We start from the raw sequence: 22,151 nt of genomic DNA, 5'->3' as shown, positions 1-22,151 counted from the left end.
TGCCGGGGTACATGGTGCCGGTGGTCGTGACGCTTGGGGCCCTGCCGGTCACGGCCAACGGCAAGATCGACCGCCGCGCCCTGCCCGAGCCCGAGATCTGCGTCACCGAGGGGCGTGAGCCGCGCACTCCCCGGGAGGAGATCCTCTGCGGCCTGTTCGCCGAGGTCCTCGGGGTCGAACGGGTCAGCCTGGATGACGGTTTCTTCGATCTGGGTGGGCACTCGCTGCTCGCGACCAAGCTGGTCAGCCGGATCCGCACCGTCCTGGGAGTCGAGCTGCCGATCAGGGCGCTCTTCCAGAACCCGGACGTTGCCCGCCTGGAGCGGTACCTGGCCACCGAGCAGGCTGGCGCCGTACGGCCTGCCCTGACCGCCATGACCCGGCCGGAGCACGTCCCGCTGTCCTTCGCCCAGCAACGCCTGTGGTTCATCGAACAACTCGAAGGACCCAGCGCCCTCTACAACACGCCCTTCGCCGTACGGCTCCACGGTTCCGTCGACACCCGGGCGTTGGAGGAAGCCCTCGGGGACCTGGCCGACCGGCACGAGGCGTTGCGGACGGTCTTCCCCTCGGTGGACGGCGTGCCGTACCAGAAGGTGCTTGAGGACGTCCGGCCGGTGCTGCACCTGACGGGTGAGCTTTCCGAGGTCGTCGGCCGCGCCTTCGACCTGGCGGCTGAGCCGCCACTGCGGGCCTGGTTGCTGTCGCACGGCGCGGACGAGCACGTGCTGGTCCTGCTGCTGCACCACATCGCCGGGGACGGCTGGTCACTGCGGCCACTGTTCGACGACCTGGCCGTCGCCTACCAGGCACGACTGGCCGGGGACTCCCCTGACTGGGCGCCGTTGCCGGTGCAGTACGCCGACTACGCCCTCTGGCAGCGCGACCTTCTCGAAACCGTCCAGGACGAACAACTCGCCCACTGGCGCAACGCACTGGACGGGATGCCGGAGGAGTTGGCGCTGCCGTACGACCGGGCCAGGCCGGCTGTCCCCAGCCACCGGGGCGACCTCGCCGAGTTCAGGGTGGACGCGGAACTGCACGGGCGGCTGGTCCGGGTGGCGGCCGAGCGGCAGGTCAGCCTGTTCATGCTGTTGCAGGCCGCCGTCGCGACCCTCTACAGCCGCCTCGGGGCCGGAACCGACATCCCGCTCGGCACCCCCACGGCCGGACGCACCGACGAGGCACTCGACGACCTGGTCGGCTTCTTCGTCAACACCCTCGTCCTGCGGACCGACCTGTCGGGAAACCCGACCTTCACCGAACTGCTCGACCGGGTCCGTACGACCAACCTGGACGCCTACACCCACCAGGACGTGCCGTTCGAACGGCTCGTCGAGCACCTCAACCCGCCCCGTACGCCCGCCAGACACCCGCTCTTCCAGACCGTCGTCACCTTCGACAACCAGACCCGCGCCGAGCTGGACTTCGCTGGGCTGCGCGGGACCATGGAGCCGGTCGGTGAGGCGCACGCCCAGTTCGACCTCAATGTCACCTTCACCGAGACCCCTGACGGCCTGACCGGTGCGATCGGGTACGCCTGCGACCTGTTCGACCACGGCACCGCGACGGCTCTGGCCGAACGGCTGGTCCGGGTGCTGCGGGCGGTGGCCGACGACCCCGAGCTGATGGTCGGCGCCGTCGACGTGCTCTCCGACCAGGAGCGGGAACTGCTGCTGGTCACCCGGAACGACACCGCGGTGGAGACCGACTTCGGCCGTTGCGTCCACGAGCTGTTCGAGGCCGAGGCCGCCGCCCACCCCGGCACGGTCGCCGTGGTTCTCGGCGAGACCGGTGTCACCTACGCCGAGCTCAACGCCCGCGCCAACCACATCGCGCGCACCCTGCTCGACCGGGGGCTGGTTCCCGAGGAGCCGGTCGCGGTGCTGATGGAGCGGAGCGTCGAGCTGGTCGCCGCGATCCTGGCCGTGGCGAAGGCGGGCGGCACCTACGCGCCGCTCGACCCGCGTTATCCGCTGCCCCGGCTGCGGCACGTGCTGGACGCGACGGACGCCCGTTTCGTCCTGGTCGACACCGAGCACACCGGGCACCCGATCGCGCAGGACCCGCTCAGGAGCGTCCTGGAGATCACCGGCTCCGGAGCCGTGGCGGAGAACCCCGGGTTGAGGATCCACCCCGACCGGCTTCTCTACGTGATGCACACCTCGGGTTCGACCGGCCTGCCCAAGGGGGTCGGGGTCACCCACCGCAACGTCGTCGACCTGCTGGCCAACCCGCAGTTCCTGACCGGCGCGCACGAGCGGACGCTGCTGCACTCGCCGACCGCGTTCGACGCCTCGACGACGGAGGTCTGGGTTCCGCTGGTGACGGGAGGCCGGATCGTGCTGGCCCCGCCGGGCGCGCTGGACGCGCACACCCTGGCCAGGACCGTCGCCGAGCACCGGGTGACGCTGGTCCAGGCCCCCTCGGGGCTGCTCAGTGTGCTGGCCGCGGAGTCGCCGGAGAGCTTCCGCGAGGTGCGGCAGGTGTGGACGGGCGGGGACGTGGTCTCGCCCGCCGCCGTCCGCGACCTGATGGCGACATGTCCTGAAATAACGGTTGTCGCGGTTTATGCCCCGACGGAGACCACGGCCATCAAGACCTGCCACGTCATGACCGCCGAGACCGGTGTCCCCGCGACGGTCCCCATCGGCCGTCCGATGCGCAACACCAGGGTCTACGTCCTGGACGCCGGGCTGCGACCGACCCCGGAAGGGGTCGCGGGTGAGCTGTACATCGCGGGTACCGGCCTGTCCCGGGGCTACGTCGGCAAGCCCGGCCTCACCGCAGAGCGGTTCGTCGCCTGCCCGTACGGCCCGCCCGGCGAGCGGATGTACCGCACCGGGGACCTGGTCCGCTGGAACGCCTCCGGCGAACTGGAGTTCGTCGGCCGTGTCGACGACCAGGTGAAGATCCGTGGCTTCCGGGTCGAGCTCGCCGAGGTCGAGGCGGTCCTGGCCGCTCACTCCTCGGTACGGCGCGCCCTGGTGGTGGCCAGGGACAACCGGCTGGTCGCCTACGTCACCGGGGAGGGCGATCCCGAGCAGGTGCGCGCCTACGCCGCCGGCAGGCTGCCGGACTACATGGTGCCCGCCGCGGTCATGGTGCTGGACGCGCTGCCGGTCACGGCCAACGGCAAGGTCGACCGGCGCGCGCTGCCTGAGCCGGACTTCGGCACGGCCGGAGAGGGACGCGGGCCGCGCACCCCGCGGGAGGAGATCCTGTGCGGCCTGTTCGCCGAGGTCCTCGGCGTGGAGCGGGTGGGCGTCGACGACGGCTTCTTCGACCTGGGCGGACACTCGCTGCTCGCCACCAGGCTCGTCAGCCGCATCCGCACGGCCCTGGGCGTCGAGGTGTCCGTCAGGACCCTCTTCCAGCACCCCGACGTCGCCGGGCTCAGCCGTCACCTGGAGCAGGCGGGACGGGACGACGTCCGCCCGCTGCTGCTGCCGGTCGTCCGTCCGGAACGGGTGCCGCTCTCCCCCGCCCAGTCGCGGCTGTGGTTCATCGAGCAGATGAAGGGCACCGGTGGCCTCTACAACTCGCCGCTGGCACTGCGCCTTTCCGGCCCGCTCGACCTGGCCGCCCTGCGGGAGGCGCTCGGCGACGTGGTGGAACGGCACGAGGTGCTGCGCACGGTGTTCCCGGTCGAGGGCGGCCTGCCGTACCAGGAGGTGCTGGCCGGGGTGCGTCCCGAGCTGCACGTGCGGGACGTCAGGGACGAACGGCACCTGCGTGAGTGCCTCGGTCTGGCCCAGGGGCACGTCTTCGACCTGGCGGTCGAGCCTCCGCTGCGGGCCTCGCTGTTCGTCCTGGGTCGTGGGGAGCACGTGCTCGCGCTGGTCATGCACCACATCGCCGGGGACGGCTGGTCCATCGGGGCGCTGCTGCGCGACCTGGGAGAGGCCTACGCGGCGCGGCTGGCCGGGGAGGCACCCGGCTGGGCGCCGTTGCCGGTGCAGTACGCCGACTACGCCCTCTGGCAGCGTGACCTCCTCGAAACCGTCCAGGACGAGCAGCTCGCCCACTGGCGGCGGACGCTGGAGGGGGCGCCCGAGGAGCTGGCGCTGCCGTACGACCGGCCCCGGCCGGCGATCCCGACGAACCGGGGCGACTCGGTCGAGCTGCGGATCGGTCCGGAGACGCACGTCGCTCTCACCGCCCTGGCCAGGAGGGAGAACGCCAGCCTGTTCATGGTGGTCCAGGCGGCGCTGGCCGTACTGCTCGGCGGGCTCGGCGCGGGCACCGACCTGCCGGTCGGCACCGTGATCGCCGGGCGCACCGACGACGCGCTGGACGACCTGGTCGGCTTCTTCGTCAACACGCTCGTCCTGCGGACCGACCTGTCGGGGGACCCCACCTTCACCGAGCTGCTCGGCCGGGTGCGGACGCTGGGCCTGGACGCCTACGGTCACCAGGACGTGCCGTTCGAGCGGCTGGTCGAGGCGCTCAACCCGGCCCGTTCGATGGCCAGGCATCCGCTCTTCCAGGTGATGCTGACGCTGCACGACACCACGGGAGAGGCTCCTGAGCTGCCCGGCCTGCGTGCGGAGGTCATGGAGCTCGAGACCGACGTCGCCAAGTTCGACCTGTCCTTCGGCCTGTGCGAGACACGCACCGGAGACGGCCTGACCGGGGTGCTCGAATACGCGACCGACCTGTTCGACCGGATCACGGCCGAGGAGATCGCGGGACGGTTCGTCCGGGTGCTCGAAGCGGTGGCGGCCGATCCCGGCCTGCGGGCCGGTCAGGTGGACGTGCTGACCCCCGCCGAACGTGAACGCCTGCTGCGCGGTACGGAGTTCACCCCGGCGCCGGGCACGCTGAAGGACCTCTTCGAGGCGCAGGCGGCCCGCACCCCGGAACGGGTCGCGCTGACCTTCGGTGAGGAGGAGCTGACCTACGCGGAGCTGGACGCCAGGGCCAACCGGCTGGCGAACCTGCTGGTCGAACGCGGGGTCGGTCCTGAGGGCCTGGTCGCCCTGGCGCTGCCGCGCTCCGCCGACCTGGTCGTGGCGATCGTCGCGGTCATCAAGGCGGGTGGCGCCTACGTGCCGATCGACCCCGGCTACCCGGCCGACCGCATCGCCTACACCCTCGACGACGCGGCTCCGGTCCTGCTGGTCAGCACGGCCCCGACCGTGGCCGGGCTGCCTGCGACCGCGCTGCCGTACGTGCTGCTGGACGAGCTGGACCTCGGCGGCCACACGGTGACCGGCCCGGTGGCCGGCCCGGCGCCGGAGAATCCCGCCTACGTCATCTACACCTCCGGCTCGACCGGCAGGCCCAAGGGCGTGGTCGTCCCGCACGGCAACGTGGTCCAGCTGATGGCCGCGACCGAACGTCACTTCTCCTTCGGTCCCGACGACGTGTGGACCCTGTTCCACTCCTGCGCCTTCGACTTCTCCGTCTGGGAGCTGTGGGGCCCCCTGCTGTACGGCGGGCGCCTGGTGGTCGTGCCCTTCGAGGTCAGCCGCTCGCCGAGGGAGTTCCTCGGCCTGCTGGCCAGGGAGCGGGTCACCGTGCTCAACCAGACCCCCTCGGCCTTCTACCAGCTCGTCCAGGCCGAGGCGGAGGACCAGGAGACCGGTTCGAAGCTGGCGCTGCGCAGCGTCGTCTTCGGCGGTGAGGCACTCGACCTGAGCAGGCTCGCCGACTGGTACGGCAGGCACCCCGACGACGCGCCGGTCCTGGTCAACATGTACGGCATCACCGAGACCACGGTGCACGTCTCCTACCGGGCCCTGGACGCCGCGACCGCGGAAGGGCAGAGCCGCTCGCTCATCGGGACCGCCATCCCCAGCCTGCGCGCCTACGTTCTGGACTCCGCGCTGCGGCCCGCCCCGGTGGGGGTCGCCGGGGAGCTGTTCGTCGCCGGGGAGGGCCTGGCCCGGGGCTACCACGACCGGCCCGCGCTGACCGCGGAACGGTTCGTGGCCGACCCCTACGGCCCGCCCGGCACCCGGATGTACCGCACCGGGGACCTGGCCCGCCGGACCCGCGACGGGGAGCTGGAGTACCTCGGCAGGATCGACGACCAGGTCAAGATCCGGGGCTTCCGCATCGAGCTCGGCGAGGTCAACGCGGTCCTCGGCGCCCAGCCGGGCGTCGCGCACAGCGCGGTCGTCGTCCGGGACGACCGGCTCGTCGGTTACGTCGTCCCCAGAGGCGGTGCCGGGATCGGGGCCGGGATCGACGTGGCCGCGCTGCGGGCCGTACTGGCCGCGACGCTGCCCGAGCACATGGTGCCCGCCGCGCTGGTCGTCGTCGACGCGCTGCCGCTGACCCCGAACGGCAAACTCGACCACCGGGCGCTGCCCGCCCCCGAGTACGCCGCCGCCCAGGACGGTCGAGGACCCCGCGACGCGCGGGAGGAGGTGCTCTGCGAGCTGTTCGCCGATGTCCTCGGCCTGGACAGGGTGGGCGTCGACGACAACTTCTTCGACCTGGGCGGGCACTCGCTGCTCGCGGCCAGGCTGGTGGCGGAGGTCCGGCTCAGGGCGGGGCTCGACGTGGGCGTCCGCGACCTGTTCCAGGCGCCGACCGTCGCCGAACTGGCCGCGCTCGGCGGTTCGCCGAACCGGGAGGCCTTCCCCGTGCTGCTGCCGATCAGGGCACGCGGGACGCGCAACCCGCTGTTCTGCGTACATCCGGCGGCGGGCATCAGCTGGGTCTACACCGGCCTGCTGGGGCACATCGACGCGGACCGCCCGATCTACGGTCTCCAGGCGCCCGGCCTGGGCGACCTGTCCCTGCACCCGGCCAGCGTGGAGAAGCTGGCCCTGACCTACGTCGAGCAGATCAGGGAGGTTCAGCCGGAGGGCCCCTACGCCCTGCTCGGCTGGTCCTTCGGCGGGGTGGTCGCGCACGCGGTCGCCGCCGAGCTCCAGGCCATGGGTGAGCGGGTCGAACTGCTCGCGATCCTGGACGGCTATCCGGAGCTCGACGAACGTCCCGCCGACCGGGACCCCGCCCTGCTCGCCGCCATCCTCACCTCCCTCGGGCAGCCCGTGGGAGAGATCCCCGCCTGGCCGGAGACCCCGCAGGAGCACGCCGCGCTCGTCGCGCACGGTCAGGGACCGCTGTCCGGGCTGAGCGGTGAGGCCGTCGCCCGCGTCATCGGGGTGTTCCTGGCCAACCTGGCGCTCGCCGCGGACAGGCCGAGACGGGCCTACGACGGCGACGTGCTCTTCTTCCTCGCCGCCGCGGACCGTCCCGGCGACGCCCCCGACCCGGCGGCCTGGCACCCGCACGTGACCGGCCGCCTCGACATCCACCCCGTCCCCGTCACACACGGCGAGATGACCGGCGCGGACGCGCTGTCGGTCATCGGTCCCGTGCTCGACTCGCACCTCTGAACCCCTCCCTGAGATTGGACGAAAAATCATGAACAAGTACGACATTCCCGAGCAGTGGCACGGCCAGGCGTCCACCCCGATCGCCCCCGCCGACGCCTACAACGGATACATCGCCGCGAACGTGGTCTTCGCCCTGGACCGCCTCGGCCTGATGGAGCGGATCGGCAGGGGCGACAGGCTCTACACCGAGGACTACGCGGACAACGGGCGGGCGGTGGCCCTCCTGCGCGCCGCGACCTGCTGCGGCTACCTCAAGGCCGACGACGACGTCTACATCCCCACCGAAGCCGGCCAGGAGATCGCCCGCTCGCGCGGCTACTTCACCTGGGCGGTCGGCGGCTACAACGAGGTGTTCGCCAACGCCGGGCAGCTCACCGGGGGCTTACGCCACTACGACCCCAGCGACATCCACCGCGAGGAGTCGATGGTCGCTCTCGGCTCCGCCCAGTGCGACCAGGCCATGTTCGCCGCGCTGCTGGACGAGGTGCTCGACGACGTCGAGTTCGGCACCATCGCCGACCTCGGCAGCGGCAACAGCGCCCGGGTCAGCCGGGTCGTGGCCCAGCGGCCCGGAACCTGCGGCATGGGCATCGACATCAGCGAGCCCGCGACCCTCATGGCCAGGCGCGACATCGCCGCCGCCGGCCTGCAGAACCGGGTCCAGGCCGTCCAGGCCGACGTGCTCGACGTCCTCGACAGGCAGCGGCAGCTGGAGATCACCGGCGAGGTGGACACGGTGATGAGCTTCTTCCTCCTGCATGACCTGCTCGCCGACCCGAAGACCCGCGCCGACATCATGCCGCGGATGCGGGAGGCCTTCCCCAACGCGCGCAGATTCATCCTGGGCGACACCATGCTCCGCGACCGGATCGACCACGAGAGCATGCAGCCGATCTTCTCGGTCGGGTTCGAGCTGGCCCACGCCATGATGGGCATCCCCCTGCACACCAGGTCCACCTACGACCGGCTCTTCACCGACGCGGGCCTGCGCATCGCCAGGGTCGAGCCGTTCGCCACCCCGCACTCCTGGCTCTACGTCCTCGACGTGGTGTGATGATGAAGCACCTTCTGGCACAGAACGAGAACCCCTTCGGGCCGCTGCCCTCCGTCCGCGCCGCCCTGGTCCGGGCGATCGACGGCCTCAACCGCTACCCCGAGTTCCGGCCCGCCTCACTGACCCGGACGATCGCCGCCTGGCAGGGTGTCCAGGACTCCGAGGTGATCGTGGGCACCGGCTCCGCGGGCGTCGCACACGACCTGTTCCGCGGTCTGCTGCGCCCCGGCGACGCGGTCCTGCACAGCGACCCCTGCTTCGACGTCTACCCCATGCTCTGCGCGATGGCCCAGGCCGAGTCGGTCGCCGTGCCCCTCGGCGCCGACGCCCGGCACGACCTGGCCGCCATGGCCGGGAGGATCGACGAACGGACCCGGCTGATCGTCCTGTGCAACCCGCACAACCCCACCGGGACGGTCTACACCTGGGACGAGCTGACCGCCTTCTTCGCCCTGGTCCCGCCCTCGGCGGTGATCCTGCTGGACGAGGCGTACGTGGACTTCGCCCCCGACCTGGGGGCGCCCAAGGTGGCCGGCCGACTGGCCGACTGGCCCAACCTCGTGGTCCTGCGCACCTTCTCCAAGTCACACGGCCTGGCCGCGCTGCGGATCGGCTACGCGCTGGCCAACGCCGAGATCGTCGAGCGGGTCACCCCGCACCAGGTCCCCTACACCCCCGGACAGCTCCAGCTCGCCGCCGTCCAGGCCGCGATCGCCGCCGACGACGAGGTACGGCAGCGCATCCGGCTGATCTCCTACCAGCGTGACCGGCTGCGCGGGAAGCTGGTCGAACTCGGCTGGTCGGTCACCCCGAGCAGGACGAACTTCCTGTGGATCACGGCGGGCGACCCCGCCCGGCTCGACCTCGCGCGAGCCGCCCTCGAACGGCACGGCGTGGCCGCCCGGACCTATCCGGGACGGGCCATCCGGCTGGCCGTCGGCGACCAGGTGGCGAACGACGCGGTGATCACCGCACTGTCCACCCTCAAGAACGAGAGCACCATGCCTGTTGACGTCACCCTGGACCACATCGAACTCTACGTCGAGGACATCGCCTCGCAGATCGACCGGCTCACCACGGGCTACGGCTTCGACCTGCTGATCCCGCCGAGCCGCCGCGCCGGCTACGAGGAACAGCTGTCGGCGCTGCTCGGCCAGGGCGGCATCCGCATCCTGCTCACCCAGCCGTTGTGCGCCGAGCACCCGGCCACGGGCTACCTGAGACGGCACGGGGACGGCGTGGCCGACATCGTGCTGCGGGCCTCCGACGCGGGCGCCGTCTACACCGAGCTGATCGAACGCGGCGCGGACGGCCTGTCCCGGCCCGCCGGACGCGCCGGATGCGTCGTCGCCACGGTCTCCGCCTTCGGCGACGTCGCGCACACCCTCCTCGAACGCGCCCCCGGCGTCCCCGCCGACCGGATTCCCGGGCTACCCGACCCGCTGTCACCGGGCGCGGGAGGAGTCGGGCTGCGGACCATCGACCACTTCGCGATCTGCCTGCCGCTGGGCGAACTGGACAAGACAGTCCGCCGCTACAACGAGGTCTTCGGCTTCTCCACCATCTTCTCCGAGCGGATCGAGATCGGTGCGCTGGGCATGGACTCGACGGTCGTGCAGAACGCCGACCGGACCGTCACCTTCACCCTGATCGAGCCGCTCTCGGTGAACTCCGGCGGCCAGATCGTCACCTTCCTCGCCGACCACGGCGGCGCAGGGGTGCAGCACGTCGCCTTCGACTCGCACGACATCGTCGAGACCGTCGGCACGATGGCCCGGCGGGGCGTGCCCTTCCTGCGCGCCCCCGAGGTCTACTTCGACCGGCTGCTCGACCGGCTCACCCCGATGCGCCACTCGGTGCAGCAGCTCCAGGACCTGCACCTGCTGGCCGACCAGGACCACGACGGCCAGCTCTACCAGATCTTCACCCGCTCCGAGCACCCACGCGGCACCCTGTTCTTCGAGGTGATCGAACGGGCCCGCGCCAGGACCTTCGGCAGCAACAACGTGCGCGCCCTGTACGAGGCGGTCGAACTGCAGAACAGCGCCAGGGAGAGCACGGGGAGCCCGGGGAGCCCGGGGAGCGCGGAATGACCCGGCTCGCCGTGACGGACTTCGCGGCCGAGGCGAGAGCCGTACTGGACACCTCGGTCTGGGACTGGCTCGACGGGGGCGCCGAACGCGAGTGGACGGTCGCGGGCAACAGGGCGGCACTCGACCGCGTCGCCCTGGTCCCCCGCGTCCTGGCCGACGTCTCCGGCTGCGACACCAAGACGACGCTCGTCGACAGCGGGGCGAGCCTGCCGGTGGCGATCGCGCCGGTGGCCTACCACCGGCTCTTCCACCCCGAGGGGGAACTGGCCACCGCGCGGGCCGCCGCCGCGGCGGGCGTGCCCTTCACCGTCGGCACGCTGAGCAGCGTCGGCCTTGAGGAACTCGCCGAGACCGGCGCGGTCCTGTGGTTCCAGCTGTACTGGCTGCGCGACCGGGGCCGCCTCCTCGACCTGGTACGGCGGGCCGAGGAGGTGGGCGTCGAGGCGCTGGTCGTCACGGTCGACGTGCCCTTCATGGGGCGGCGGCTGCGGGACGCGGCCAACGGCATGACCCTGCCGCCGACGGTCCGCGCCGCGTTGCTGGACGAGGGCTCCTCGGGCCGCGCCCACCGGTCGGCCCGGGACTCCTCCGCCATCGCCTCGCACACCGCCGAGATCTTCTCCCCCGCCGTCACCTGGCACGACATCGCCTGGCTGCGCGGCCAGACCCGGCTTCCCCTGCTGCTCAAGGGGGTGCTCGACCCCGAGGACGCCGTGCGCGCGGCGGCGGAGGGGGCGCGCGGCGTGGTCGTCTCCAACCACGGCGGCCGCCAGCTCGACCAGGCCGTCCCCGCGGCCATGGCGCTGCCCGCCGTGGCCGAGGCGGTCGCGGGGCTGCCGGACTCACGCTTCCAGGTGCTGGTCGACAGCGGCATCCGCAGCGGCTCCGACATCCTGTCGGCCCTCGCGCTCGGCGCCTCCGGCGTCCTGCTCGGCCGGCCGGTGATCTGGGGCCTGGCGGCCGGAGGCGAGAGCGGCTGCGCGCGGGTGCTCTCCCTCCTCGAAACCGAACTGCGCAACGCCCTGGGGCTCGCGGGCTGCCCGGACCTGCGGTCCGCGACGCGCCTGCGGGTCGCCCGCATGCCCTACTTCCCGGGAAAGACGCCATGACCGTACGGACTCCACTCCGAGACGACCTGAGCCTGGACGACCTGCACGGCTCGCTGACCGACCCGGCCATGAGCTCGATGAACCTGCTCAACGAGATATCGATGCGTTACCCGGCGGCGATCTCCTTCGCCGCCGGGCGACCGGCCGAGGACTTCTTCGACGTCGCCGACGTCCACGAGTACCTGGAGGTCTTCCACGACCACCTGCGCACCGAGCGGGGCCTGACCGAGCGGGAGGCCCGGAGCCTGCTGCTCCAGTACGGCAGGACCAAGGGAATCATCCACGACCTGGTCCGTGAACACCTGCGGGTCGACGAGGACGTCCACGTCCCCGCCGAGTCGATCGTGGTGACCGTCGGCTGCCAGGAGGCGATGTTCCTGGTGCTGCGGGCGCTCGCCACGACGCCGCGGGACGTGCTGCTGGCCGTCTCCCCCACCTACGTCGGCCTGACCGGCGCCGCCCTGCTGACCGGGTTGCCGGTCTGGCCGGTGCGCGGCGGGGAGGAGGGGCTGGACCTGGCCGACCTGCGCGCCCAGATCGACCGCGCCAGAGCCCGGGGGCTGCGGCCCCGCGCCCTCTACCTGGTGCCGGACGCGGCCAACCCCACCGGGGTCAGCCTGCCCCCTCACGTGCGTCAGGAGGTGCTGAGCCTGGCGTCGGCCGAGGACATCCTCCTGCTTGAGGACAACCCCTACGGCTTCTTCGGCGGGGGCGAGCCGCTGCCGACCCTCAAGGCCATGGACACCGAGCGAAGGGTCGTCTACCTGGGATCCTTCGCCAAGACCGCGCTGCCGGGCGCCAGGATCGGCTACGTCGTGGCCGACCAGCGGATCTCCGACGGGTCGCTCCTGGCCGACCGGCTGGCGATGATCAAGAGCATGACGACGGTGAACACCTCGCCGATCGCCCAGGCCGTCATCGGCGGCGCCCTGCTCAAGCACGGCTGCAGCCTCCGCGCGGCCAACCGCAGGCAGATCGACCTCTACCGCAGGAACCTGCGGCTCGTCCTCGACGGGCTGGCCGAACGCTTCCCGCCCGGACGCGGGGTCACCTGGACCACCCCGTCCGGCGGCTTCTTCCTCGTGGTGACCGTCCCCTTCCCGGTCGACGACGAACTGCTCGAACACTCGGCGAGCCACCACGGCGTCATCTGGACGCCGATGTCGCACTTCTGCCCGGACGGCGGTGGGGAACGGCAGCTCAGGCTCTCCCTCAGCCAGGTCACCCCGGAGACGGTCGGTCAGGGCCTGGACCGGCTGTCCGCCCTGATCGAGGAACGGCTGCGCTGAGCGGGACCTCCAGGTGCGGGGTCCCCGCTCTTCCGCCCACGGCCTCCGGGACGCGGTGACCGTCAGCCCGGTGGAGGATGATGCAGGGATGCTGATCCGTATTGAGGCGTCCGAGTTGCCGGGACGGGAGTGCGAGCGGGCACCGGGTTTCCCGGGCTACCGGAACATTCACGTGGGAGTGCAACGAAGGGAGCACCCCGGCGAGTTGCTCGACCCGCGTCCGGCGGACGTTGCCTCGGTGGTCTGGGAGCTGGAGGCGACCACGAGCCGCAGGGAGACCGGGTGGGACCTGCGGGGCCCGTATGTGCAGGGCAGGCCGGGCGGCCGGTTCGTGTACCTGTCGTGGGGGGCGGTCGACGACGCCGGGGTGTTCTCCATGTTCCGCCGCGCGAAGCTCATGCTGGACGGAGTTCCCGCGGCCGTGCTGGACACCGCGGTGGAAGGCGGACTGCTGGTGGCGCGGCTGGGACTGACGGACTCCCACGGTCACCCGTTGTGCGCGGCCGTCCGCCCGCCGCTGGTGGAGTGGTCGGCCCCCGCTCGCTGAAACCCGCCGCCGGCGGGACAGGCGCCAAGGAGACGGCGGTTCAGTAGCCGATGGTGAAGCGCCGCTGGACGAATCGAGGCAGTTCCGCCTCGTCGACGAGGGCGACGGCGGCGTCCTCCGAGGAGATGCGGCTGCGTCCGTCCGCGTCGAGGACCGGCTGGTCGCCGCCGATCCTGAATCGGCCGGTGCGCGGGCCGGGGGCGATCTCCTCTGCCGGGCTGAAGTAGGTCCACAGCCGGTTGGAGGTGCGCAGGACGTTCAGGGCGTCCCGGTGCCCGCGCACGGCGGCCGCGTACTCTCTGGGCAATCCCAGCTGGTCGAGGCTCCGGTGCAGGAGTTTGTCGGAGTCCGCCCGGGTGAGGCCGGGCTCGATTTCCAGGCTGCCCGCGCCGCCGATCACGATCAGCCGGGTCCGGGGGTGGCTCTCCAGCGCCTTGAGCAGCGCCCGGGCGGCGCCGGCGTAGACCGTGGGGTCGGCGATCGAACGCGACACGGTGTCGTCGAGGTCTCGGGCGGCGTTGCCGGGCTGGTACCCGCTGATCAGGACATCCATTCCGGGCAGGACCGCGGCGATGCTTTCGGCGTCGAGGACGTCAACGGTCTTCCAGACGATGTTCTCCCGGTTCTTCTGCTCTTCGCCGATCCGGGTGGCGTCGCGGGTGAGCGCCGTGACGTGATGCCCTCGCAGGAGGGCTTCGGTGACGACACGGCTTCCGATGCCGCCGGTGGCTCCGATGATTCCGATGCGCATGGGTCTCCCTGTTCATTGAGTGGCGTGAAGGAACTATACGGCGTGAAGTTTCCGTACGCCAGTCATCCAAGTGACGCTGTAGAGTGATCGCTGTGGGAAGCATGGGAGGACGACGCGAACGGCTGCGGGCCGAGACCACAGCGGAGATCAAGCAGGTCGCGCTCAAGCTGATGGCCACGGGCGGACCCGACGCGATCACCCTGCGGGCCATCGCCCGCGAGATGGGCATGACCGCCAACGCGATCTACGGCTACTTCGCCACCCGTGACGACCTGGTCACCACACTGATCAACGAGGTGTACACCGCACTGGCCGACGCCGTGGACTCCGCATGGGCCGAAGCCGCCGCCGCTCATCCGGCCGGTCGGATCCAGACATGGGCACGAGCCTTCCGGGACTGGGCCCTGGCCAACCCCGAGGGATTCCGCCTCATCTACGGCGACCCCGTGCCCGGTTACCAGGCACCCGAGGGCGGTGCCGCCCCGGACGCCGCACACCGGGTCTGCACCGGCATCGCCGCCCTCGCCGACGCCGCCTGGCCGTACGCCGAATCTCTTTACGCGCACAGCGACTTCCAGTGGTCCGACTTCGACGACGGGCTGCTCGGCAAGGTTCGTCCGGCGTTTCCCGACCTGCCACCGGCCGGCGTGGCACTCGCACTACGCATCTGGGGCCATCTGCACGGCCTGGTGTCACTGGAGATCTACGGACACCTGCACACCCAGACGATCAACCCCGACAAGCTCTTCCAAGAAGAACTGACCCAGCTCGTCCGATCACTGGGCGTTGCGCCCGAGACATGACAGCGACCGCGGGCCTGCCCCGGGCCCAAGCACGTCCGCGTCGCGACGTGGTCTTCTCGTCGCCCGCCCCTGAAGCCCGTAGACGGACGAGGCACGCGGGCTTGGCCGCCGCCCAGAGGGATGTCGGCATCAGGGGCCGGAAAGCCGAGCCGACGTCGACCGATGAGGACCGCACCTGTGAGCGCCGCCGGATCACTCACCCAGCGTCGACGCGGGAACAAGGAACCGCCGAGTACGGCCTACGGCGGCCGGTACAGGCGAGCCGAGGCGGCGGGTCGCCAAGGGTGGGCCAGGACAAGCCCGGGTTCGCGGTGATCGTGCGATGGGAACCACCGGGTCACCGGCCCCCGGCGTGGTTGATCGAACCGGAAGCCGATGGGTGACGTCAAGGCAGCGGGTATACGAGGGCGTCCCCTCCGCCCTCGGGGCCTCCGCTGATCAGGGCGACCCCGGTGGAGCCCTCGTAGACCGAGCCGCCGCTGTCTCCTTCGGCCGCCTGAACGGTGGTGAGGGCCAGGCCGTAGACCGGCCCGTCACCGTAGTTGGTGGTGACGTCGAGACTGACGACCGTGCCGCAGGTGGTGCCGGTCGTGGCGCCGGTCTTGCACAGCTCCTGGTTGATCGACGGCCTGCCGAACCGGGTGATCGGCTGGATGCTCCCGTCGGCCTGACGGACAGCCGAGGGATGCTGCCAGCCGGTGGTGGGGGTGATGTAGGAGATGTCGCCGCCCGGATAGTGGAAATCGGTGATCCTACCCAGGAGCTGGCCGGCCAGACCCCAGGTGATCCCGGCCTTGCGGCAGTGTCCTGCGGTGAGGACGGCCGGCTGCCCGTTCCTGGTGACGTTGAAGCCGGTCGTGCAGTAGACGCCGCTCTGGGTCACGATCTGCTGGCCCCCGTAGACGGTCTCGGCCAGGGCGGCGGAGCCGGTCATCGGCGGACGGAGCGGTGCCGTCGCGGTGGAGACATAGGGCCTGACGGGCTCATCCACGGTGAACGTGCTGGTGAGATCGGAGGGGCCGGCCGTCAGGAAGGATCTGGTCGTGACATCGAGGGGACCTTTCAGTACCGCGATGCGGACCTTGCCTTCGGCGGCGTTGATGTACCAGTACTGCGCGTTGCCGGCTTTTCCCTGTTCGGCGAGTCGGTCGAGCTGCGTCTTCAGCGCTGTCAGTTCGGGAAGCGGGACTGTCGTCCGCGGGGTGCCTGAAGCGGCGGACGCGGGGAGCGCGTATCCGGAGACGATCACTGTGAGGACCGTCGCGAGGGCGTGGGAGAAGAGTCGGGGGAAGCGCGATCGCACAGGGGACTCCTGTAACCAGAAGGGTTCAGTAACACACAGATATCTACCAACTACTTAGAGTTAACAAACCCGGGATCTACGTCCGGCGGGTAGGAGGTCCTTCCTGCGACCGTGTCCTCAACCGTCAGGCAACCCGCTCCAACGCCCCAACAGGAAGGCGGAGCGACCGCCGGTCAACTGAGCCGAGCCGATTCGGGTCCGATCCGGCGAGCCACGGGGCGGAACCATTCAGCCGAAATATGGCGAAAAGGAAGGTCCCCGTCCCCGCCGATCGGTGCTCACCTGAAGGTGCCCTCTCACTTGGCCATGAGGAGCCACCCATGAGAATTCGCCGCTTACTCGCGGTCCTCCTCGCGACGGCGTTGAGCACCGGCATCCTGGCCGCACTCGCGCCCGCCCCCGCGATCGCGTCCACCGGCCGCCAGGCCAGTGCGGTCACGAGCATCGTGTGGATGCCCTACTGGAACTACGAAGTCGGCGACCTCGTCTACGGCCTGACCAACCGTTCCGCTATGTACAGGTGCCTTGTCGACCACTTCTCCATGCCCGAGTGGGCACCGGAGGACACCCCCGCCCTGTGGCAGCGGATATGACCTGTCCGCTCTCCTTGGCGGACTTCTGCGGCGTCACCCATTGGGGAGAGCGAGCAGGACGGTCGACGGGCCCCCGTCGGCGCGGGTTCGAGCCGTTGGCGTAGGCGGTCCGCGCAGGGCCGCAGCGTACAGCCGGTCCCAGGGCCGGACGAGATCGCGTACGGCTTGTTCGACACGAACCATGAGTGGTACCGAATGCGTACGCGCCGGCCGTCGAACACCGTGATTTCTCGACAGCGACCACCGTCAGCGCAGCCGTGACACAACCATGACACGGCGCGGACGAGGCTGGGACGCGGCCGATCGACAGTGGACGAGGTTGACGGTGAGAGAGCAGGGCCTCGAACCGCTCCTGACCTGAACCGTTCTCCGTGGGCTGGAAGAGCCCTGCCTGCCAGGTCGGAGGCGGTCTGCGGCACGGTGACCGTACCGGTCGACGGGTCGAAGCCGAACGGGCCGCCTGCCCAGGGGGCCCGGCCCGATGTGAGGCCATGACCCGGTGCCTGCGTCGGGCCGGGGCGTCTCCCCCGTCAAGCAGGGCGAGATGAGCCGGCCGTGACCGTCTTCGGGCGGAAGGCCACGGCGAAGATGATCACGAAAAGGAGAAGGCGTGACTGATGACAGGAACCGGGGTTGGCGTTCGCCGGTGTGGGGCGCCGCCGGTGTCGTCATGTTGATGATGGCCTGTGCCGGGCCCGCCACCGCCGCTCCGGCGCGGGCCGGGAACGTGCAGAGGGCGATGGAGGAACTGGCCAGGGTCCCCGGGGTCGTGGGGGCCGTCGGCGGGGCCTACGTCGATGGGAGATCCATCGGGCTGGGCAGCGCAGGCTCCCGGTTGCTGAACGGCAGGGGCGGGAGGATACCCACGAACGCCCGCTTCCGGATCGGGTCACAGACCAAGGAGATGGTGGCCACCGTGGTGCTGCAACTGGTCGAGGAGGGCAGGCTGGGCGTGGACGACAAGCTCGGCGACCTGCTGCCGGTGGTGGCGAAGGAGAACCTGGTGGCGCGCGCCGATGAGATCGCGGTACGGCAGATGCTCCGGCACACCTCCGGCATTCCCGACTGGTACGCCAAGGAGCCGAACCCGGACGGGAGCGAGGGAGACGTCTCGTTCGACGTGTTCGACTTCACGACCCCCTATCAGCCGCTCGATCTGGTGAAGTGGAGCCGCGGTCGGCCCCGTACCGGGGAACCCGGTGAGAAATACTCCTACTCCAACACCAACTACACCCTCCTCGGCATGATCATCGAGAGGCTGACGGGCCACGACCTGGCCACCGAACTGCACAGGCACCTGTTCGGCCCGCTCGGGATGACCAGGACCTACCTTCCCGTCAGGCCGCCGGAAGGCATCAAGGGGCCACACGGCCATGGCTACTACCCCGACGCCGACGGCGAACTGCGCGACGTGGACCGGTTCAACGCCGGTTTCGGCGGAGCGGCCGGAGGGGTGGTCTCCACCGCGCACGACGTGAGCGCCTTCAAAAGGGCGTTCTCCCAGGGCAAGCTACTGCCGCCGACGCTCCAGCGAGTCCTGACGGACCGGTTGCCCAACGACCCACCCCCGGGTGGGGGCGGCCCCGCCTTCTGCGACGGCGAACTCGACGGCTTCTTCATGGGCGGGAGCACTGCCGGATACCTCGCCATGACCTTCTACACGAAAGACGGCAGCCGTCAGCTCTCGATGTCGACCACCCTGAGCGTCAAGGACATCAGCGGGCCGGCCGAAGGCATGTTCAAGGCTGTGGAGACCGTCTTCTGCCCATCCTCGTCAGCGACGGCTCCGGGCCCCTCTTGAGGCTGAAAGCGAAGGTGTCCGTTTCCGGAGGTCTCTGCGCCTGATCGACCGGGAAAGACAGCAGTACTGAGTTCCGCCTTCGATCGGCGCGTCCGGGTGCTGAGCGCGGGTTGTGCGATATCGATCCGTACGGCCGCGCGGGTGAGGTCATCTCCTGCGTCGGCACCAGGAAGTACCGCAGGTTCACCGTATCCGGCGCTATGTGCCCTTCCTGCTGATTGATAACGATCCGTTCTGGGTTTATCCCGTATTGGTCTTTCCCTCGTCTGCACATCGAGCCCTAACCTGCGCATATGACGCTTCAACTGACCGCAGCACCGGACATCGCACTCACGCACACCGCCGATTTCGAGTCCGCTCTCACGGGTCTCGCGAAGGCCGCGGCCACCGAGCCCGGTGTGCTCGACGACGGATTCCGGCGCGACCCGACCCACCCGGGCCCTCCCCGATGTCGTGACCTTCGTCGGCGACCTCCCGCTGCGGCCGGCCACCGACTCCCACGTGCTCCTCGAAACCACCTCCGTCCTCACCCAGATTCCGATGCTCCGCACCCAGCGAGGTCGGCGGCAGTTCTCAGCAGGAGCTTCCAGGTCACCCGGAGCGTTCTGGACGGAGGTCGTCATGCATAAGTTGGTGGTCCTGTATTCCAAGCCCGCCGACCCTGACCACTTCCGCGACTACTACGTGACCAACCACCTTCCGCTGGTCATGAATTGGCCCGGCCTGCTTGCGTGGCGCTACAGCTTCGACGTGGCGGCCACGGGAGAAGCGCCGTATTTCGCGGTCTTCGAAGGCGACTTCGCTGACGCCGCCGCCATGACTGCGGCGCGGGAGTCGCCGCAAGGCCGGCGACTGGCCGCCGATGTCGCCAACTACGCCACCGGCGGTGCGGTCATCATCCACTATCCGGTGCAGGACGGCACCGGCTGAGGCAGGACGGTACGCTCCGGTGCGCGTTCGGTCGGCCGTCGCGGCCGGGTCGGGCTGCCGGCGCGACGCCGTTCGCGGTTGCCGGTTCGTTGAGTGTCAAAGGGGGGCCGATGTCCTGGCCGGATGTCACGGTGGTCGATGCGTGCGTGCGGCGCGACGGCCGGGGCGGCAGCCCCACGGCCGTCACCGACGACGACCCGGCGGCGACGGACGCGGACCGGCGTGCGGTCGCTGCTGCGGCCGGCACCTCGCACGCGGCGTTCCTCGGCCCGGAGCGGACGCCGGACGGTGGCCGGCCGGTCCGGTTCTTCACCGCCACCGCCGAACTGTCCGGCTGCGGCCACGGCACCGTTGCCGCGCAGGCCGTCCGGTTGACCCGCACCGCGCTGGGCGAGCTGAACGACCGCCAACACACCGGCGGGCGCACGTTCGACACCGTGGCGATCCGCCGCCCCGCCGGCATCGAGGTGTGGTTCGACCAGGGCCTCGTCGCGCTGCGTCACCCGGCGCCGGACGAGAGCGCCGCGATCGTCGCCGCGCTCGGGCTCACCGCGGACGACGCGCATCCGACCGACGCGCCACGGATCGCCGCGCCCGGCGCACCACGCATGCTGGTACCGGTCCACGACCGGTCGGCGCTGCTCCGGGTCCACCCACACCTCGGCAGGCTGACAGCGGCGTGCCGGCGGTACGGGCTTCTCGGCTGTTTCGTGTACGTACCGCCGGTGGGCGACCGACCGGGTGCGGCACGGATGTTCGCGCCGGCGATCGGCGTCGACGAGGACGTCGCCAACGCCAACAGCACCGGCTGCCTGGCCGCCCACCTGCTCGACACGACAGGGGCGCAGACGGTCACGATCGAGGTGGAGCAGGGCGACACCCTCGGCCGACCGGCCAGCGTGCTCGCTTCGGCCCGACGCGGACCGGCGGGCATCACGACCCGGGTCGGTGGGTTAGCGGTGGTCCGCGACGGACACCGAGGCGACGACTAGACCGTCCTCTTCTACGATCCGCGCATGGGGCTTTCGCGATGGCACTCATCGGCCTGGTCCGTGTCAGCACCGACAAGCAGAAGACCAGCTTCGGGAGGAGGACGCCCACAAGGTCAGCCAAGGCGCGGGCCGGAAGCTTCTTTCGTCTCCCCTACCTACCTTTTGGCGTTCGACCCCGACCCCTGCCGCTTGTCGGCCTGGGAAACCCCGAAACGCTGGGCCTCCCGGTCTGATCGATGCCCTGCGGCACGCCCGTTGCGTCCGCTCCATGACCCGCGGCGCGTCGGTCGCGTCCGTAGAGGTCGCCGGTCCTAAGGCAACAGGACAACGGCTGAGCGGGCTTCGAACCCCCGGGTCATGTCATGTCGCGCCGATCGCGCAGGATTTCGACGCCGTCGCCGTCAAGTTCATCGCAGAACACCGAGCGTCCGGTCGTGGCCATCACCAGCGCCAGGGTGGTGCCGGACACCAGCGGGCCGGAGCCCGTGGTGAAAGGGCCGTCGGTGGCGACGAGCCGCAGGCCGGCGATCCGTCTCTTGGCGGCGACGACCAGGTCCGAGCTCCGGTAGTAGTCGGCCACCCGGGTGAGGGTCTCGATCGGGTAGTCATGGCGAATGCCCAGCGGCCGCCGGATGTCCTCGGCGTGCACGACCGTCTCACCCAGCATCGCGATGACCGGGAGAGGCGGCTTGGTGGTGCTCGTGATGACGCGGCGGAACCTGTCATGCGTCTCGGCCGCGGTCGCGCCCAACTGCTCGGCCAGCCGCATGGCGACCTGCCTGTCGAAGTCGAACCGGTAGCGGATCACCCCCGTCAGCCACCGCACACCATTGAGGCTCGCCCCTGCGGTGAGGTGCGCCAGCACCTCCCGCACCGTCAATCCGGCGCACAACGACGGCGTCGTCCACTGTTCGTCGACCAAGCCCACCAGGTCGCCCGCCAGAGCCGCTCGCTCGGCATGCACCAGCGGCCAGAGGTCGGCCACGTGAGCGCCCCGTGCTTTGGGCGCCGGATCGGTCATGTCAGAAGGCCTTTTCTCGTCAGTCACAGGAGTCCTCGCGTCAGGTTGGTTAGGACGGTCGAAGGTGAAGACTTCCGCCAGGGGACGAAATCGTCGCTCATGAGCGACGATTCCGGCCAGCTTGCCGATTCGGGCCCTTCTGGATCTGTCCCCAGCGGGATCCCAACGCCCGCGATCCCGCCTCTGATCCGAGGGGCGCCGATGACGGAACCGTGACAGCGGCAGACCGGGACGAACCCACTGCCCAACAGACGGCCGCCGAGCAGATCCGCCACCCTACTTGCCTGATGTGGCTACCGGCCTTCACGTGGCTGGCCAGCCAGTTCACTCAGCTACGACCCGACGATGCCTCGGGAACCCTTGAGGAGTTCGGCCGGGCGCGGTTCGACGCCTGCCTTGACCACCTCTTCGCCACCGTCCCCGGGGCGGTCGGTTAGGGGCCGAGGAACCTCCGTGCCGGAGCGTGCGCCAAGCGTTCCGAGTCTTCCTGGGGGTTTGACCAGGGGC

At 70.5% G+C, this 22,151-nt stretch carries 15 protein-coding genes; 12 read left to right on the top strand and 3 right to left on the bottom strand.

What is annotated here, in order from left to right; genetic code table 11:
• The 6 genes from ABT340_RS20815 to ABT340_RS20790 all read left to right on the top strand — a co-directional run.
• Positions 1-7,358: amino acid adenylation domain-containing protein (locus ABT340_RS20815; protein WP_502992518.1), on the top strand; the 7,358-nt coding region annotated here is incomplete at its 5' end.
• 28 nt (positions 7,359-7,386) lie between these two features.
• The gene (locus ABT340_RS20810; RefSeq protein ID WP_352012419.1) at positions 7,387-8,412 is read left to right on the top strand and encodes a class I SAM-dependent methyltransferase; all 1,026 of its coding nucleotides are present in this window, start codon (positions 7,387-7,389) and stop codon (positions 8,410-8,412) included.
• Entirely contained in the window at positions 8,412-10,505 is a 2,094-nt protein-coding gene (gene hppD, locus ABT340_RS20805; RefSeq protein ID WP_352012418.1) for a 4-hydroxyphenylpyruvate dioxygenase, read from the top strand. The genes ABT340_RS20810 and hppD overlap by 1 nt, the downstream gene beginning before the upstream one ends.
• Positions 10,502-11,614, top strand: a complete 1,113-nt coding sequence (locus tag ABT340_RS20800) for an alpha-hydroxy acid oxidase (RefSeq protein WP_352012417.1) — start codon at positions 10,502-10,504, stop codon at positions 11,612-11,614. The genes hppD and ABT340_RS20800 overlap by 4 nt, the downstream gene beginning before the upstream one ends.
• Positions 11,611-12,903: an aminotransferase-like domain-containing protein gene (locus tag ABT340_RS20795; protein WP_352012416.1), complete on the top strand. Its 1,293-nt coding sequence runs from the start codon at positions 11,611-11,613 to the stop codon at positions 12,901-12,903. Before ABT340_RS20800 ends, ABT340_RS20795 begins: the two co-directional genes overlap by 4 nt.
• 88 nt (positions 12,904-12,991) lie before the next feature.
• Complete coding sequence (locus tag ABT340_RS20790; protein ID WP_352012415.1) at positions 12,992-13,450, top strand: DUF5990 family protein; 459 nt, start codon at positions 12,992-12,994, stop codon at positions 13,448-13,450.
• Between the two features lie 40 nt (positions 13,451-13,490).
• Here the strand turns inward: ABT340_RS20790 and ABT340_RS20785 are convergent, their stop codons facing one another.
• Complete coding sequence (locus tag ABT340_RS20785) at positions 13,491-14,201, bottom strand: NAD(P)-dependent oxidoreductase (RefSeq protein ID WP_352012414.1); 711 nt, start codon at positions 14,199-14,201, stop codon at positions 13,491-13,493.
• Positions 14,202-14,302: 101 nt separating this feature from the next.
• Here ABT340_RS20785 and ABT340_RS20780 point away from each other — a divergent pair, with 101 nt between their 5' ends.
• The gene (locus ABT340_RS20780) at positions 14,303-15,004 is read left to right on the top strand and encodes a TetR/AcrR family transcriptional regulator (RefSeq protein ID WP_352012428.1); all 702 of its coding nucleotides are present in this window, start codon (positions 14,303-14,305) and stop codon (positions 15,002-15,004) included.
• Positions 15,005-15,389: 385 nt separating this feature from the next.
• Here ABT340_RS20780 and ABT340_RS20775 read toward each other — a convergent pair whose 3' ends face one another.
• The gene (locus tag ABT340_RS20775; RefSeq protein ID WP_352012413.1) at positions 15,390-16,307 is read right to left on the bottom strand and encodes a S1 family peptidase; all 918 of its coding nucleotides are present in this window, start codon (positions 16,305-16,307) and stop codon (positions 15,390-15,392) included.
• A 320-nt stretch (positions 16,308-16,627) separates the two neighbouring features.
• Between ABT340_RS20775 and ABT340_RS20770 the strand changes: the two genes are divergently transcribed.
• The 4 genes from ABT340_RS20770 to ABT340_RS20755 all read left to right on the top strand — a co-directional run bounded on the left by ABT340_RS20770 (position 16,628) and on the right by ABT340_RS20755 (position 20,623).
• Positions 16,628-16,900: a carbohydrate-binding protein gene (locus ABT340_RS20770; protein ID WP_352012412.1), complete on the top strand. Its 273-nt coding sequence runs from the start codon at positions 16,628-16,630 to the stop codon at positions 16,898-16,900.
• A gap of 610 nt (positions 16,901-17,510) precedes the next feature.
• On the top strand, positions 17,511-18,701 hold the full coding sequence (locus tag ABT340_RS20765; RefSeq protein WP_352012411.1) for a serine hydrolase domain-containing protein: 1,191 nt from the start codon (positions 17,511-17,513) through the stop codon (positions 18,699-18,701).
• 621 nt (positions 18,702-19,322) lie between these two features.
• Positions 19,323-19,631: an EthD family reductase gene (locus tag ABT340_RS20760; RefSeq protein WP_352012410.1), complete on the top strand. Its 309-nt coding sequence runs from the start codon at positions 19,323-19,325 to the stop codon at positions 19,629-19,631.
• Positions 19,632-19,741: 110 nt separating this feature from the next.
• The gene (locus ABT340_RS20755) at positions 19,742-20,623 is read left to right on the top strand and encodes a PhzF family phenazine biosynthesis protein (protein ID WP_352012409.1); all 882 of its coding nucleotides are present in this window, start codon (positions 19,742-19,744) and stop codon (positions 20,621-20,623) included.
• 355 nt (positions 20,624-20,978) lie between these two features.
• On the opposite strand, the gene ABT340_RS20750 is transcribed toward ABT340_RS20755, so the two are convergent.
• Entirely contained in the window at positions 20,979-21,644 is a 666-nt protein-coding gene (locus tag ABT340_RS20750) for a maleylpyruvate isomerase family mycothiol-dependent enzyme (protein WP_502992517.1), read from the bottom strand.
• Positions 21,645-21,856: 212 nt separating this feature from the next.
• Between ABT340_RS20750 and ABT340_RS20745 the strand changes: the two genes are divergently transcribed.
• Positions 21,857-22,081: a hypothetical protein gene (locus ABT340_RS20745; protein ID WP_352012407.1), complete on the top strand. Its 225-nt coding sequence runs from the start codon at positions 21,857-21,859 to the stop codon at positions 22,079-22,081.
• Positions 22,082-22,151: the final 70 nt, after the last annotated feature.

The organism is Streptosporangium sp. NPDC000239 (genome assembly GCF_040300765.1).
Taxonomy (GTDB): Bacteria; Actinomycetota; Actinomycetes; order Streptosporangiales; family Streptosporangiaceae; genus Streptosporangium.
Note: the sequence above shows the minus strand (reverse complement) of the source record. Positions and strands in the feature narration are given on the sequence as shown.